Genomic DNA, 14959 nt, shown 5'->3' with positions numbered 1-14959 from the left:
GCGGTGCGCGGCGGAAATGGTTAGCCCCTGGCGGTGACACGTTCTCCGTGGCACGAACATGACACCGGCCGGTGCGGAGTTTTCCTTGACCCGCACGGGTTTGTCGGTGAATCTGGGTTGGCCCCGCCGGGACCGCGTCCCGGATTTGCGGGGGAAATCCCACCGAAGGAATGAGGAGCACCCATGTCGAAGGAAGCCTCGAAGGTCGCCAGCAAGGTCGCGTCGAAGGTCGCCAGCAAGGAGGCCTCCAAGGAGGCGTCCAAGGAAGCGTCGAAGGTCGCGTCCAAGGAGGCCTGACCTCCCGGCGGGCCGGCGGAGCTTTCACGTGAAAGCTCCGCCGTCCCGCCGAACCCGGCACTTTCACGTGAAAGTGCCGTCTTGTGGCCACCGCGGGCGCGGCACTTTCACGTGAAAGTGCCGTTCCCGCGGCTCCCCCACGCCACTTTCAGTACGAAAGTGACGTTCCCGCGAACCCCGAGACCCGTAGCTTTCACGTGAAAGCTCCGCGCTCGGGAGCGCGGCTCGCACCGAACTCCGCCATCCCACCAGCCCGGGAGGGGCCATGACCTCGATCGCGCTCGCCACCGCGCCGGCGGAGCGTGCGCTGCCGCGCTGGTCGGCCCGCGCCTACGCGGACGCCGACCGGGCGGAAGTGCTCGTGTTGTTCGCCGACCCCGGTTTCTTCTTCCGGACCGACCGGCCCGACACGCGGCCGGAGTGGGAGATCCTCCAGCTCCTCGGCGACGACACGCGCGTTCTCCGCGCCGACGGCGAACCCATCGGCCTCTACGCGCTGGAACACGAGGGCAGCGAGCACGGCTGCCACTACCTCCTGCACCTGCGCCTGCGGTCCGGCGCTCCGCCGCACTGGTGGTGCGACGCCTACCGCGAGATCGTGCGGGCCCTGCGGTGGCGCCGCGAACTCGTGCGCCTGTCCGTCCGGTTCCCCGAGTTCGACCCGGCTGGTCTCGCCTTCGCGCGTGAAGCCGGACTCACCGAAGAGGGCACGCTCGCCGGCGTGACCACCCACGAAGGCCGTCGCCGCGGCACGGTCTTCTTCTCCCAGGTCTGGGCGGAGTCATGAAACTGCGTGGATACCGCGGCACCGACCGCGACCTGCTGCGCGGGCCGTGGCTCGCCGGCGAGCTGCTCGGGCTGCCGCTCGGCGGCTGGCCCGCGCTCGCCGACCCGACGGAGGTCCCGCCGCCCGCCGGCCACGACGAAGAACTGTGCGTCACCGACGGCGCCTTCGTCCGCTACACCGGCATCGACTGGGTGCACCGGCGGGCCCGCGTCGAGATCGGTGTCCACACCGGACTGTCCGACCCCGCCGGATTGCTCGAAGCCGCTGTGCAGCACGGCTTCACGGGTTTGAACCTGCGTCGCCTGCACGGCTGGGTCACCCCGGCGACCCGGCCCGGCACCGAGGCACTGGCCGCGGCCGGGTTCCGGCGCGAAGCGGTCGTCCCGGCCGCCACCTGGTTCGACGGCGCACCCGCCGCGCGCGAAATCTGGGGGACGATCCGCCATGACTGAGCTGAGACCGCTTTCGCCCGCCGAGGCCGCACGGGGACTGCGCCGCGCGGGGACCGCCGCGCGCGGGTTCCTCGGCACCGACCCGGTGACCCAGAACGACGCCTTGCTGGTGCGCGAACTCACGCGCCGCGAAGCCCAGGTGTACGCCGCGGGCGGCGCGCTGGTCGGCTGCGTGCCGAACCGGGCGCAGCCGCGCCAGGCCTACGTCTCGAGCACGTCCGCCGGGCCGGAACCGGTGCGCGCCCTGCTCGAGCACCTCGCCGGCTACCAGCGCCGGACGTCGTTCGTCGCGCTGGTCTCCGAAGACGGCACCGACGGCGCCGCCGCGTTCCTCGGGGCCGGGTTCGCCCGCACCGGCGTGCTACCCGGCCACCGCTACGCCGGCCACGCCTTCCACGACGTCCTGGTCCTGGTGAAGGAGGAGCCATGCCGATCGTGACCGTCCGGCACTTCACCGAAGAGGACATCCCGCTGCGCACGGAACTGCTGCGCGAAGCGCGGTTCACGGCCAACCTCACCGACTTCGCCGTCGGCGCGGGAGACGACGGCCTGATCGCCCGTCAGCACCGCACCATCACCGAGGAGCACCGCACCAAGCGGATGTTCACCCTGTGCGGCCCCCGCGGCCGTGTGATGGGTTTCGCGTGGATCACCTCGATCGACTGGCGCGCGCAGCGCTGCGAACTGTCCTTCGGCGTGCTGCCGCGCGACCGCGGGCTCGGCGCGCTCGCCGTCTACGCCGTGCACAAGCACCTGCGCGACGAGCTCAACATGCGGGTGATCGTCAACCAGGTGCTCACCCACAACACCATGTTCCTCTCCGCCGAAGCGCTCGAGGCCCAGCACCAGGTCCGGTGCGAACGGGACTCCTACACCGTCGGCGAATGGCGCACGGCGTGCTACTGGACACTGTCCGATGAGGACGTCCGGAAGCACGAGGCGTCCGCCGGGCAGCGACGGCGCGAGCTGGCCGAGCGGATCCGCGCGCGGATCGAGGCCCGGTCGTGACCGGGCGGGCCGGGTACCTGCGCACGCCCGCGATCTCCGGCGGCACCCTCTATTTCGCGTGCGAGGACGACCTGTGGTCGGTGCCCGCCGAGGGCGGGCGCGCGCACCGCCTGACCGCGGGCCCCGGCGAAGCCCGGCGGCCGCGGATTTCCCCGGACGGCACGGAAATCGCGTTCGTCGGCACCGACGACGGCCCGGCCGAGGTGTACGTGATGCCGGCCGCGGGCGGGCGGCCGCGACGGCTGACCTACCAGGCCGGCCGCTGCGTCACCGTCGGCTGGCACCCGCACACGGGCGAAGTGCTCTACGCGACCGACGCCGAGCAGCCGTCCGGCTTCGGGGCCCGCCTGTTCTCGGTGCCGTCCGGCGGCGGTCCCGCGCGGCCGCTGCGGCTCGGCCCGGCCGACACGATCGCCTTCGGCGGCTCCCGCGTCGTCGTCGGCCGCAACACCGCCGATCCCGCCCGCTGGAAGCGGTACCGGGGCGGCGGCGCGGGCGAGCTGTGGTACGCCGAGCAGGAAGCCGGGCCGTTCACGCCGCTCGTGGCGCTGCCCGGCAACGTCGCCGACCCCTGCTGGGCCGGCGGCCGCGTCCACTTCATCAGCGACCACGAGGGCATCGGCAACGTCTACTCGTGCCGGCCCGACGGCACCGACCTGCGCCGCCACACCGACCACCACGACCACTACGCGCGCGGGCTCACCACCGACGGCACCCGGCTGGCCTACACCGCGGGCGCCCGGCTGCACCTGCTCGACGCGCTCGGCGCGCGGCCGGTGGAGGTGGACCTGGGCGGCGCCGCCCCGCAGCGCGGACGGCGGTTCGCCCCCGCGGGCGAGTACCTCGACGGCGCGCGCCTGTCCCCCGACGGCACCCGGCTCGCGGTGACCGCCCGCGGCAAGGCGTTCACCTTCGAGCACTGGTCCGGGCCGGTCCGCGGCCACGGCAGCGCCGACGGCGTGCGCTACCGGCTGCTGCGCTGGCTGGCCGGCGGGCGGCAGCTCGTCGCCGTGGCCGCCGACGAGAGCCCGGACGAGCGGATCGTGCTCCTGGACGCCGAGGGCGGCGAGGACGCTCCGGTGCTCGTCGCCGGCGGCGTCGGGCACATCACCGAGCTGACCGCTTCCCCCGCGTCCGGGCTCGTCGCCTTCGCGACCAGCCGCCAGCGCGTGTGGCTCGTCGACACCACCGACGTGCTCCCCCGGCCCCGGCTGCTCGACGCGAGCAGGCACGAGCGCATCGAGGACCTCGCGTGGTCGCCCGACGGCCGGTGGCTGGCCTACACGTTCCCGGAGTCGCCGCGCACGTCGTCGATCAAGCTCGCCGACACCGCGTCCGGGCGGACCCACCGGGTCACCGAGCCGGTGGTGCGGGACGCGCGCCCGGCGTTCGACCCGTCCGGGCGGTACCTGTACTTCCTCGGCCAGCGCGACCTCACGCCCGAGCTGGACCAGGTGCAGTTCGACGTCGGGTTCCCGTTCGGCTCCCGGCCCTACCTGATCACGTTGCGGGCGGACGAGGAGTCGCCGTTCGAGACGCGGGCCGCCGTGCCCGGGCAGGCGCTGCCGGCCCCGCGCGGCGACGGCCGGGTGGCGGTCGACCTCGACGGGATTTCCCGGCGGGTGGCGGCGTTCCCCGTGCCCGAAGGCCGCTACAGCGACATCGCGGCGCTGCCCGGCCGGGTGCTGCTGCTGTCCGTGCCGCTCGCCGCGCCCGATCCGGCGCACCCGGATTCCGGCGGCGAGGGCACCGTGTCGCTGGTGGACCTGGGGACGGGCCGGGTCACCGACGGCTGCCTCGGCGCGGTCGACGAGCTGGACGTGCGCGGCGACGTCGTGCTGCACCGCACCGACAGCCGGTTGCGGGTGCTGCGCGCCGACGCCGCCGGCGACCCGCCCGACGGCGACGAACCGGGCCCGGCCACCGGCTGGGTCGACCTCGGGCGCGTCAAGGTCCCGTTCGACCCGTCCGCGGAGTGGCGGCAGATGTTCCGCGAGGCGTGGCGGCTGCAGCGCGAAGGCTATTGGGACGCGCGGATGTCCGGTCTCGACTGGGACGCCGTCTACGCCCGGTACGCGCCGCTCGCGGAGCTGGTGTCGTGCCGCGCCGAGCTGTCGGACCTGATCTGGGAGCTGCACGGCGAGCTCGGCACCTCGCACGCGTTCGAGCGCGGCGGCGAGTACCGCGCCGGGCCGGACGAGGCGCAGGGCTTCCTCGGCGTCGACTGGGACACCCCCGCCGACGGCTCGCAGTGGCGGATCGCGCGGATCCTGCGCGGCGACGCGTGGAACCCGAAGGCCGGCTCGCCGTGCGCCCGGCTCGGCGCCGACATCCGCGCGGGCGACGCCGTGGCCGCGGTCAACGGACGGCGGGTGGGCCCGGCGGGTCCCGGTGAGCTGCTGGTCGGGCAGGCCGGCCGGGAGGTGGAGCTGACCGTGCGGCGGGCCGGCGCCGAACACCGCGTGGTCGTGCGGGCGTGCGCGAGCGAGGCGCGGGCGCGGTACCTGGACTGGGCCGAGGGCAACCGCGCCTACGTGCGCGCGGTGTCGGGCGAGCGGCTGGGGTACCTGCACGTGCCCGACATGACGCGCGCCGGGTACGCCGACTTCGTCCGCGGTTTCCTCACCGAACTCGACCGTGACGGCCTGATCGTGGACGTCCGGTTCAACACCGGCGGCCACGTGTCGCCGCTGCTGCTCGACCGGCTCGCCCGGCGCCGAACCGGCACCGAGCACGGCCGCTGGAGCGGGATGGCGCCGTACCCCACGGAGTCACCGCGCGGCCCGATGGCGACGCTGCTCAACGAGCACACCGGGTCCGACGGCGAGATCTTCGCCCACGTCTTCCGCGCGCTCGGCCTGGGCCCGCTGATCGGCAGGCGCAGCTGGGGCGGGGTGATCGCGACCTGGCCGCGGCACCGGCTGGTGGACGGCACGGTCACCACCCAGCCCGAATTCCGCTACCGCTTCGGCGACGCGGGTGGGTCGCTGGAGAACCACGGCGTGGAGCCGGATCTGGCGGTCCTGCCCGCCCCGGACCGGCTCCTGCCTGGCGAGGACGACCAGCTCGCGGCGGCCGTCGCGCACCTGCTGGCGGAACTGGGCTCGCCGTCGGACGAGCTGCCCGTGCCGCGGGCGGCCCTGCTGCTGCCGCAGGCACCGTGACCGGCCGGCCGGGGCACGTCGACGTCTGGCTCGTGCCGGTCCGCCCGAGACCGCAGTGGCTCGGGCTGCTCGACGACGCCGAACGCGCCCGCGCCACCCGGCTGGCCGCGACCCCGGCGGGGGACGTGTTCACGGCTTCCCGTGCGTTGCAGCGCCTTTGGGGTGCGGCCGTGCTCGGCGTCCCGCCGGCGGAGGTGGTGTTCGACCGGTCGTGCGAGCACTGCGCCGACCCGGGCCACGGCCCGCCCCGGCTGGCCGGCGCGCCGGCGTTCTCGGTGTCCCACACCGGGCAGTGGCTGCTGCTCGCCGTGGCGGGAGCGGGACGCATCGGCGCCGACATCGAGGACCCGGCCGCGGCGGCCGACCCCGCCGGGCTGGCGGCGGTGGTGCTGTCGGCGGCCGAGCACCGGGAGTTTTCGACCGCGGACCCGGCGGAGGGGCCGACCCGGCTGCTGACGGCGTGGACGCGCAAGGAGGCGGCGATGAAGCTGGCCGGGCTGGGCCTGGCCGCTGCGCCATCGCGAGTGGAGGTCTGGGGTCCGCTCGCCCGTTCGGGGGTATCGGGCTGGCCGCGCGAGCCGGTGCACCTGCGGTCACTGGCCGTTCCCGGCGGTCACGTCGCGGCGCTGGCCACGACCGTGCCGGTGCGCGCCGTGCACCGGCGTGACCTGGCCGAACTCGACACCCTGACGATCCCGGGAGGGCCCTGACCCGGCCACCGCCGGTGCCTCCCCCGCCGCCGCGCGGAGCAGGGGCGGTCAATCTGGGTAGCGAGTACCCATGTACGCGCATCTCCCGCAGTGCGAATCTCTTCGGCGTGAGCCAGACAGTAGAGCGCCCCGAGCAGGCCCCCCGCGAGGCACCGGCCTGGTGGACCGCCGCTCGCCTTCCGGGCGAGGCCGGTGGCGACCGGCCCGCCTGGGCGCTGCTCGCGGACCGCGTCCTGGCTTCCCTGCCCGCCGACGGTGACTGGCCCGTCCCCGTCGAGGCCGACGGTGATCGCGTCTTCCGCCACGCCGTGCTCCCCTTCGCCGCCGCCACGCGGGACCTGCTGGTGGCCCGGGAGCCCGCCGCGGAGCGCGTGTGGCCCGGTGTCGAGACCTGGCTCTGCGGGCAGCTCACGGCGCTCGCGACCCGCACCTTCGTGCTGGAACTGCACGCGGCGAAGAAAGCCGGCCGGCTGCGCGGTGCCACCGGACGCGACCGCTTCGTCGACTTCCTGCGCCTGCTCGGCAGCCGCGGGCACCTCGCCGGTGTGCTGGACCGCCACCCGCTGCTGGCCCGGCTGCTCGCCCGGACCTGCCTGCGCACCGCCGACGCCGTCGCGGAGCTGCTCGCCCGGCTCGCCGCGGACCGCACCGCCCTGCGCAGGGGCCTGCTGGCCGGCAGCGCGGCCGAGCTGAGCGAGCTGACGCTGGGGGCGGGCGACGTGCACTCCGGCGGCCGCGCGGTGGCCGTGCTCGGCTTCGCCGACGGGCGGCGGCTCGTCTACAAGCCGCGCCCGCTCGGCCTGCTCGCCCGCTGGGGCGACCTGCTGCGCTGGTTCGCGCAAGCGCGGCCCGGGCTCGCGCCGCGCCCGCTGGGCGTGCTGGCCCGCGACGGCTACGGCTGGGCCGAGTACGTGCCCGCGCTGCCGTGCGCCGACCAGGCGGGGGTCGAGCTGTTCTACCGCCGCCAGGGTGCGCTGCTGGCCCTCCTCTACGCCCTCGACGCCACGGACATGCACTGCGAGAACCTCGTCGCGTGCGGCGACCAGCCGATGCTGGTCGACGTCGAGACCCTGTTCCACCCCGCGTTCACCGCGCCGACCCGCAACGGGCCCGACCCGGCCGCGGCCGCGCTGCACCGCTCGGTGGCCCGCACCGCCCTGCTGCCGACGCTCATGCTCGGCGAGCACGGCGCGCTCGACGTGTCGGCGTTCGGCGGCGGCAACGGCGAGCCGAGCCCGGTGGAGGTGCCGCACTGGCTCGGCGCCGGGACCGACGACATGCGCCTCGCCCACGGTCCCCTGCCCTACGCGGGCGGGACGAACCGGCCGGTGCTCGCCGGGGCGGAAATCGACGCCGGGATGTACCGGCAGAGCCTGCTGAGCGGGTTCCGCGCCGCCTACGAGTCCCTGGTGGACCGCCGCGCCGAGCTCCTCGCGCCCGGTGGTGCGCTGGCGGCGTTCGCCGGCGAGGAAATCCGCCTGGTGATGCGGCCGACGCAGGTCTACGCGACCCTGCTGACCGCCGCGACGCACCCGGCGCACCTGACCGTGGGCGCCGCCCGGCCCGCGGCGTTCGCCTCGCTCGCCGAAGACGAGGCGAAGGCCCACCTGCCCGTGCTCGTGCCCCACGAGGTCACCGAGCTGTGCGACGGCGACGTGCCGGTGTTCACCGCGGCCGCGGACTCGGTCGACGTCACCACCGGCACCGGCGCGGTGCTGCCCGGCCTGCTGGCCGCGAGCGGCCTCGACCAGGCCCGGGCGAAGATCGCGCAGCTGTGCGCCGAGGACCTGCGCGAGCAGGAGTGGTTCGTGGAGGCCACGCTCGCCACCCGCCGCCCGGAGGTCCGCCACGCCTCGGGGGCGCCGCTGCCCGGCGCGGTCGCCGCCGTTGTGCCCGACAGCCAGCACCTGCTGGCGCTGGCCTCCGCGATCGGCGACGACCTCGTCGCCCGCGCCGCCCACGACGAGGGACGGGCCAACTGGGTCGGCCTCGAACTCCTGGACGGACGGCACTGGCTGGTGCTGCCGATGGGCGCCGGGCTCGCCGAGGGCTACTGCGGCACGGCGCTGTTCCTGGCCCAGCTGGGCCGGCTGACCGGCACCGCCCGGTACTCCGAGCTGGCCGCGAAGGCCGTGCGCACGCTGCCGGTGCTCGTCGAGGTCCTCGCCGAGCACCCCGAACTGGCGCGCGAAGTCGGTTCCGGCGGCTTCTTCGGCCTGGGCGGGATCTGCTACGCACTGGCCCGCCTGGCCGTCCTCCTCGGGGACAGCACGCTCGCCGCCTGCCTGCCCGCGGCGATCTCCGCGACCGCCGCCGCCGACGCGGCCGCACCCGCGGGTGTCGGCGAAGGCACCGCGGGCGCCCTCGCGGCGATGCACGCCGTGCACGCCGAAAGCGGACTGCCCGAAGCGGCCGCGCTGGCCGCCACGCTCACCCGGCGCCTCGCCGGTGCCCCGCGTCCCGCCGCCCCCGGCTTCCTGTGGGGCGCGGCGGGCGTGGACTGGGCCCTCGGCCGGGGCGGCCGGACCGCGGCGGAGCCGGTGCCCGGCGACCTGGGCTGGTGCTCGGGCCTGGCCGGCCAGGTCCTCGCCTCGACCGCCGGGCCCGGACCCGGCACCGCCGCGCAGACGGCGGACGCGTTCTCGGCCGCGGTGGCCGCCCGGCCGCCGTCGACCGACCAGTCGCTCTGCCACGGCGAGCTCGGCACCCTCGAAGCACTCGTGGTGCTGGCCGGGCAGGGGCACGAACCGTCGGTCTCCGCGTTGCGGAGGGCGGCCTCGCGCCTCGTGGGCGCCGTGGAGGGCCACGGGCTCCAATGCGGTACTCCGCACGGAGTAACGAGCCCCGGCCTGCTGACCGGAACCGGGGGTATCGGTTTCGGGCTCTTGCGGGTCGGTTTTCCCGAACAGGTGCCGTCGGTTCTGCTGCTGGAGCCGTCGGGCCGTCTCTGAGAAATTGCCGCGAAACACACCATCACGGGAGTGAAGATGCGCAAGGACACCACCGCCGGCGAATTCGACGCGACCCCCGCCGGCTCCGCGGTGGACAGCCCGCTCGGCGACGCCACGCCGGAGGCCGGCGCGGCCAGACCGAAGATCGGTGTCCGCGCGGGCATTCTCGCCGGGCTGACCCTGGGCGTGGCCGGCGCGGCGGTCGTCACGATGGACATCAGCACCGTGGTGAGCAACCACACGCACGCGTGACGTGCCCGGAACGGCACAAAGCGTGACAATATCCGAAATCTTGCCGTCCGAACAGTGGAATCTCCACCGGAAGACCGCCGAATCCGTAAGTCCGGTCTCTAAGGTTGGCGCATGCGCACCCGTGCCCCCGCTCTCGTCGGCCGAGCCACGGAAATCGACGAGATCGAACGGGCACTGCACGACGCTCGCCGCTCATCGGGATCGGCCGTTTTCGTCACGGGGGAACCCGGCATCGGCAAGACCCGGCTCGCCGCCGAAGCGGTGGGCCGCGCCCTCGACGCGGGCTTGGTGGTGCTGCGGGGACGCGGCAGCACCACCGGGCCCGCCGTGCCGTTCCGCGCGCTCACCGAAGCACTGCTGTCCCTCGCCCGCACCGGCGGCCACGAGCTGGTCGAACAGCTCGGGCCGTACCGGTCGGTGCTGGGCAGGCTGATCCCGGACTGGGCCACCGGCACCGCGGGCGACTCCTCGCTGGTGGTGCTCGCCGAGGCGACGCTGCGGCTCACCGGGCTGGCCGGTGCGGGCCGCGGCTGCCTGTTCGTCGTCGACGACCTGCAGGACGCCGACGTGGAAACCCTCGCCGTGGTGGAGTACCTGGCCGCCAACGTCCGAACGCAGCCCGTGGTCGTGCTGGCCACCCTGCGCGCCGAACCCTCGCCCGCGCTGGAGGCGGCCCACGCCGTCACCCGGCGCGGCGAGGGTTTCCTCATGCCGCTGGACAGCCTCGGCCCCGCCGAGGTGCGGGAAGTGGTGGCCTCGTCGCTCGGCGCCGAGCCCGGCCAGGTGCCCGCCGACGTGGCCGAGCGCCTGTTCACCGACAGCGCGGGCAACCCGCTGGTCGTCGAGGAACTGCTGCACAGCATGGTGGCGGCGGGCGAGCTGGTGAACGGCGCGGCGGGCTGGCGGTTCACCGGGCACAGCCGCAGCGCCGTGCCCTCCACGCTCGTCACGATCATCACGCGCCGCGCCGACCGCCTCGGCGAACGCGGCAAGCAGCTGCTCGCCATCGCCGCGGTGCTCGGCCGCCGGTTCCCGCTGTCGGTGGTGCAGCGGGTGAGCGAACTGGACGACCACAGCCTGTTCGGCCACCTGCAGTCCGCCGTCGCCGCCCAGCTGCTCATCGCCGACGAGCGCGGCGAGGACTGGTACGCCTTCCGCCACCCGCTCACCGCCGAAGCGCTGCTGACCCTGCTCAACCCGCCCGAACGCGTGGCGCTGTCGGCGAAGGCGGCCGACGCCGTGGTGGAGCTGCACCCCGATCTGCCGGGTGAGCTGTGCAGCCTGGCCGCGTCGCTGCGGCTGGGCGCCGGGGACCGCTGGGCCGCCGCCGACCTGTACCGCGAGGCCGCGCGCCGCGCGCTGGCCGAGGGCGCGCCGGGGTCGGCGATCGCCGTCCTCGAGCACGCCGTGAACCTGCTCGGCGACGACGCCGATCGCGGCGGCGAACAGTCTGGGCGGTACCGGGACCTGCTGGAACTGCTGCTGTTCGCGCTGGCCGAAGCCGGGCAGTTCGACCGGGCGGTGAAGGTCGCCGGCTCCCTGCGGCCCGCCGACGGCCGTGACCCGGCACGCCAGATCCGCGTCCACGTGCGCTTGGCGTGGGCGGCGCAGGTCGCCGGCCGCTGGGCGGAGGGCTTCGAGCAGGTCGCCGCGGCGCGGGCGTTGCTGTCCGGGGCGGGGCCGGCCGAGGAATCCGTGGCGGTGGACGCCGTGGACGCCTACCTGTCGATGTCCGGCCCGGCTCCCGACCGGGTGCGCCGCAGCGAAGAGCTGGCCCGCCGCGCGGTCGCCGGGGCCGAACGGATCGGCTCGCCCTCGACGGCGTGCCAGGCGCTCTACGCGGTGGGGTTCGTCGTGCGCGAGCGGGACATGGCCGAGTCCGACGAGTGCTTCCGCCGGATGCTCGACAGCGCCGCCGAGCACCGGCTGACGAACTGGCGCAACTACGCGCTGGTCGGCCTCGGCGGCAACACCTGGCTGTCCGAAGCGGACCCGTCCGGGCTGGAGACCGCGCGCGCCGAGGCGCTGCGCACCGGCGGGATCAGCCTGGCGTACAACGCCGAAGCCGTGCTGGGGCTGCATTCCGTGCTGTGCGGCCGGTTCGGCGAGGCGGAGCAGCGGCTCGACGCGTGCTACGCGGAGGCGTCGCGGATCAAGCTGTTCGCCGTCAGCCGGTACGTGCAGATGGCGCAGGCGGTGCTGGCGGGCCACCGCGGCGACCGCCGGGCGATGGAGGCCGCGCTCGCCGCCTTCCGGCGCGACGGCGGCGACACGGGCCCCGAGGCCCCGCTGGCGCGCGGGCTGGCCCAGGTCTTCTGCTCGCTGCTGGAGGAGGACCGCGAAACCGCGCGCGCCGAGCTGGAAACGCTCGCGGCCGACCAGGCGCGGCAGCAGAGCACGTTCCACCTGGCCGGCACCCACGGCCTGAAGCTGCTGCTCGACGTCATCGCCGGCGACGCGAGCTGGGAAGACCACCGGCGCACCACCGCCGCAGCGGCCGGCGGAATGCGCTGGAACCGCCAGTTCGTGTTGCTGGCCGAAGCGGTCCTGCACGGCCGCGACGGCGCCCCCGAGGCGGCCGCCTCGGCCATGCGGCGCGCGGCGCAGGCCGCGGCCCCGTTCGGCATCGCCCGCCCGCTGGGGCTGCGCCTGGCGGCGGAACCCGCCGTCGACCACGGCTGGGGCGAACCGGCGGAGTGGCTCCGCGAAGCCGAAAGCCGTTTCCACGGCGCGGACGTGATCCCGGTGGCCAGCGCGTGCCGGGCGTTGCTGCGCCGGGCCGGAGCGTCGGTGCAGCAACGCCGCACGGGAACCGAGCGGGTACCGGAAAGCCTGCGCGCGATCGGCGTGACGCTGCGCGAGTACGAGGTTTTCGAGCTGCTGGCGTTCCGCCTCAGCAACAAGGAACTGGCGGCCCGCCTGCACATCTCACCACGCACGGTGGAGAAGCACGTGGCGGCTTTGCTGATGAAGACGTCGGTCCGCGACCGCACCGAACTGACCCGATTCGCGGCCGAGCACTCCTCGGCTTCGGAGGTGTGACCCCGGATCGGCTCGCCGATTCGGGTGATCGATTCTCGGAAAGCTCGTTGACGCCCCCGTGGTATGCTCGTCGATTCCGGCGGCAACCACCAGGCTAATGGGGGTAGAGCCAGTGGAACAGGACGGAGTACCGCGACCGGCACCGTATCCGGACCGCGACGTCTCGAACCGGATCTCGAAGGGTGCCGGGTTCGGTTCGATCCTCCAAGCCGGATCGATCAACGGTGCTGTCCACTTTCATCAAACACCGGCGGACGGCCGTTCCGTGCCGCGGCAGCTCCCGAGTTCGGTAACCGGATTCGTCGGGCGCAAAACCGAGCTGACAGCATTGGCCGCGCTGGGCAATCGGACGAGGAACGGAGCGGAAACGCCCGTCATCGTCGTCGTCGACGGGCCGGCAGGCGTGGGAAAGACCACGCTCGCCCTGCAGTGGGCCCGGAAGTCCGCCGCGGATTTCCCGGACGGTCAGCTCTTCGTCGATTTGCTGGGGTTCAGCCCGGAAGGTGTTCCGATGGCCACCGAGGTGGTCCTCCGCGGTTTTCTCGAAGCACTCGGGATTCCGGCACACCGGATACCGCCCGACATCCAGGCGAAGGCCGCGTTGTTCCGGACGATCACGGCCCGGAAGCGGCTGCTGTGCATACTGGACAACGCGGTTTCCGCCGAACAGGTGCGGCACCTGCTTCCCGGCGATGCGCCGGTTCTGGTCATCGTGACGAGCAGGAGAAAACTCCCGGGGCTGATCATCGAGAACAGCGCCGTCTCGATGACGGTGAACGTCCTGTCGGCGGACGAGTCGATCGACCTGATCGCGGAAAGGATCGGCAGAGATCGAGTCGAGAAGGAGCCGGCCAGTGCCCAGCGCCTCGCCGAGTGGTGCGCTGGTCTTCCGCTGGCGCTGTGCATCATGGCCGCACGCCTGAGCCTGCGTGCTCAATACGAGTTGTCGGCTCTCGTGGCCGAACTGGCCACCGTCCGCCGCCGGCTCGACATGTTCTCTTCGCGTTACCTGAGGAGTGTACGTATTGTGACTTCGTGGTCGTATGCAGCGCTGAGCCCGGACAGCGCTCGCTTGTTCCGGATGATCGGCCTGCATCCAGGACCCGAAGTGAGCCTTCCCGCCGCCGCTTCCCTCAATGCCAGGTCACTCGGGGAAACCCGGGAACAACTGGCCGAACTGGAGGAGGCGAACCTCCTCGAACAGGTTTCGCCGGAACGGTACCGAGTGCACACCCTGCTGCGCGAGTACGCCGCGGAACGGGCGCTCGAGGAGGACACGCCGGAGGCGATCGACGACGCCGTCCGCCGGTTCCTCGATTTCCTGCTGCGCACCGCGATCGGAGCGGACCACCACCTGCACCCCCACCGTGATCCCATCGAAGTGGTTCCGCCGTTGCCCGACGTGCCCGTCGTCGCCACCGGCAACCGGGACGAGGCCATGACCTGGTTCGACCAGGAGAGCCTGGTGCTGCTCAACGCCGTCCGGCTGGCCGCCCACCGGACCCTCTGGCAGCACGCTTGGCAGCTGGCGTGGGCCACCTCCACCTACTTCGACCGGAGGGGCCGGTGGCGGGAGTGGGCGGACACCCAGGCCATCGCGCTGCGCGCGTCCGAGGAACTGGGTGATGTGCAGGCTCAGGCCCGCGCCAGGAGGATCCTGGCGAACATCTACGAGCACCTGGACCAGCCGCAGTTGTCCCTGAGCCACGCCGAGGTCGCCCTCGACCTGTTCCGCAGCCTCGGCGACAGCGTCGGCCAAGCTCGTGTGCTTCGCACCCTTGGCGCGGTGCACATCCGCCTCGGCCATTCGCGGATCGCCCTCGGCTACGCCGAACGGGCCTTGTCGCTGTACCGCGAGCAGGACGACAGTTACGGGGAAGCGCATTCCCTGAGCGTTCTGTGCATCGCACGCTCGGCGTTGGGCGACCACGACTTGGCGCTGGAGAACGGCAACACGGCAATACGCCTCTACGCCGAGAGCGGTGAGGTTTACGGACAGGGCACCGTATTGCGCCGGATGGCCAGGATCTACCGCCACTTGCACCGCTCGGACGAAGCCCTCGACGCGCAGCGGCGCGCTCTCGAGATCTTCCGCTCCCTGGACAACAAGTTCATGGAGGCGGTGCTCCTGGAGGAGATCGGCGAGTCGTACGCCAGTCAAGGCGAACCCGACCGGGCCCGGGCGACGTTGCGCACGGGAGTAGCCGTGGCCCGCGAGATCAACTCGCCGAACCTCGGGGCGCTGGAAGCCAAACTCGTCGAGCTCGGCAACGGGCAGTAGCTCTTCACGGGCCGG

General features: G+C 73.7%; 10 protein-coding genes. All 10 read left to right on the top strand.

Annotated features, from left to right (window positions below; translation table 11 throughout):
* Window positions 1-562: 562 nt before the first annotated feature.
* The 10 genes from Q5425_RS33620 (at window position 563) to Q5425_RS33575 (ending at window position 14944) form a co-directional block, all read left to right on the top strand.
* Window positions 563-1084 carry a hypothetical protein gene (locus Q5425_RS33620; protein ID WP_308676381.1) on the top strand — a complete coding sequence of 174 codons (522 nt, stop codon included), beginning with the start codon at window positions 563-565 and terminating at the stop codon, window positions 1082-1084.
* Window positions 1081-1536: a hypothetical protein gene (locus Q5425_RS33615; protein WP_308676380.1), complete on the top strand. Its 456-nt coding sequence runs from the start codon at window positions 1081-1083 to the stop codon at window positions 1534-1536. Before Q5425_RS33620 ends, Q5425_RS33615 begins: the two co-directional genes overlap by 4 nt.
* Entirely contained in the window at window positions 1529-1975 is a 447-nt protein-coding gene (locus Q5425_RS33610; protein ID WP_308676379.1) for a hypothetical protein, read from the top strand. Before Q5425_RS33615 ends, Q5425_RS33610 begins: the two co-directional genes overlap by 8 nt.
* A complete protein-coding gene (locus Q5425_RS33605) occupies window positions 1963-2544 on the top strand; it encodes a hypothetical protein (RefSeq protein WP_308676378.1) in 582 nt (193 codons plus the stop codon). Before Q5425_RS33610 ends, Q5425_RS33605 begins: the two co-directional genes overlap by 13 nt.
* On the top strand, window positions 2541-5708 hold the full coding sequence (locus tag Q5425_RS33600; RefSeq protein WP_308676377.1) for a S41 family peptidase: 3168 nt from the start codon (window positions 2541-2543) through the stop codon (window positions 5706-5708). Before Q5425_RS33605 ends, Q5425_RS33600 begins: the two co-directional genes overlap by 4 nt.
* Complete coding sequence (locus Q5425_RS33595; RefSeq protein WP_308676376.1) at window positions 5705-6418, top strand: 4'-phosphopantetheinyl transferase superfamily protein; 714 nt, start codon at window positions 5705-5707, stop codon at window positions 6416-6418. The genes Q5425_RS33600 and Q5425_RS33595 overlap by 4 nt, the downstream gene beginning before the upstream one ends.
* A gap of 107 nt (window positions 6419-6525) precedes the next feature.
* Complete coding sequence (locus tag Q5425_RS33590) at window positions 6526-9369, top strand: type 2 lanthipeptide synthetase LanM family protein (RefSeq protein WP_308676375.1); 2844 nt, start codon at window positions 6526-6528, stop codon at window positions 9367-9369.
* Window positions 9370-9399: 30 nt separating this feature from the next.
* The gene (locus Q5425_RS33585) at window positions 9400-9621 is read left to right on the top strand and encodes a hypothetical protein (protein WP_308676374.1); all 222 of its coding nucleotides are present in this window, start codon (window positions 9400-9402) and stop codon (window positions 9619-9621) included.
* A gap of 111 nt (window positions 9622-9732) precedes the next feature.
* The gene (locus Q5425_RS33580) at window positions 9733-12663 is read left to right on the top strand and encodes an AAA family ATPase (protein ID WP_308676373.1); all 2931 of its coding nucleotides are present in this window, start codon (window positions 9733-9735) and stop codon (window positions 12661-12663) included.
* A 58-nt stretch (window positions 12664-12721) separates the two neighbouring features.
* A complete protein-coding gene (locus tag Q5425_RS33575) occupies window positions 12722-14944 on the top strand; it encodes a tetratricopeptide repeat protein (protein WP_308676372.1) in 2223 nt (740 codons plus the stop codon).
* Window positions 14945-14959 lie beyond the last annotated feature (15 nt).

The sequence above is a fragment of the Amycolatopsis sp. A133 genome, from assembly GCF_031082405.1.
In the GTDB taxonomy this organism is placed as follows: Bacteria; Actinomycetota; Actinomycetes; order Mycobacteriales; family Pseudonocardiaceae; genus Amycolatopsis.
The sequence above is the reverse complement of the archived record's forward strand: the minus strand, read 5'-3'. Positions and strand labels throughout refer to the sequence as shown.

Excerpts from the sequence above, each read along its gene's own strand:
- Q5425_RS33620 (WP_308676381.1), top strand. The coding sequence starts at position 563 with ATGACCTCGATCGCGCTCGCCACCGCGCCGGCGGAGCGTGCGCTGCCG.
- Q5425_RS33615 (WP_308676380.1), top strand. The coding sequence starts at position 1,081 with ATGAAACTGCGTGGATACCGCGGCACCGACCGCGACCTGCTGCGCGGG.
- Q5425_RS33610 (WP_308676379.1), top strand. The coding sequence starts at position 1,529 with ATGACTGAGCTGAGACCGCTTTCGCCCGCCGAGGCCGCACGGGGACTG.
- Q5425_RS33605 (WP_308676378.1), top strand. The coding sequence starts at position 1,963 with ATGCCGATCGTGACCGTCCGGCACTTCACCGAAGAGGACATCCCGCTG.
- Q5425_RS33580 (WP_308676373.1), top strand. The coding sequence starts at position 9,733 with ATGCGCACCCGTGCCCCCGCTCTCGTCGGCCGAGCCACGGAAATCGAC.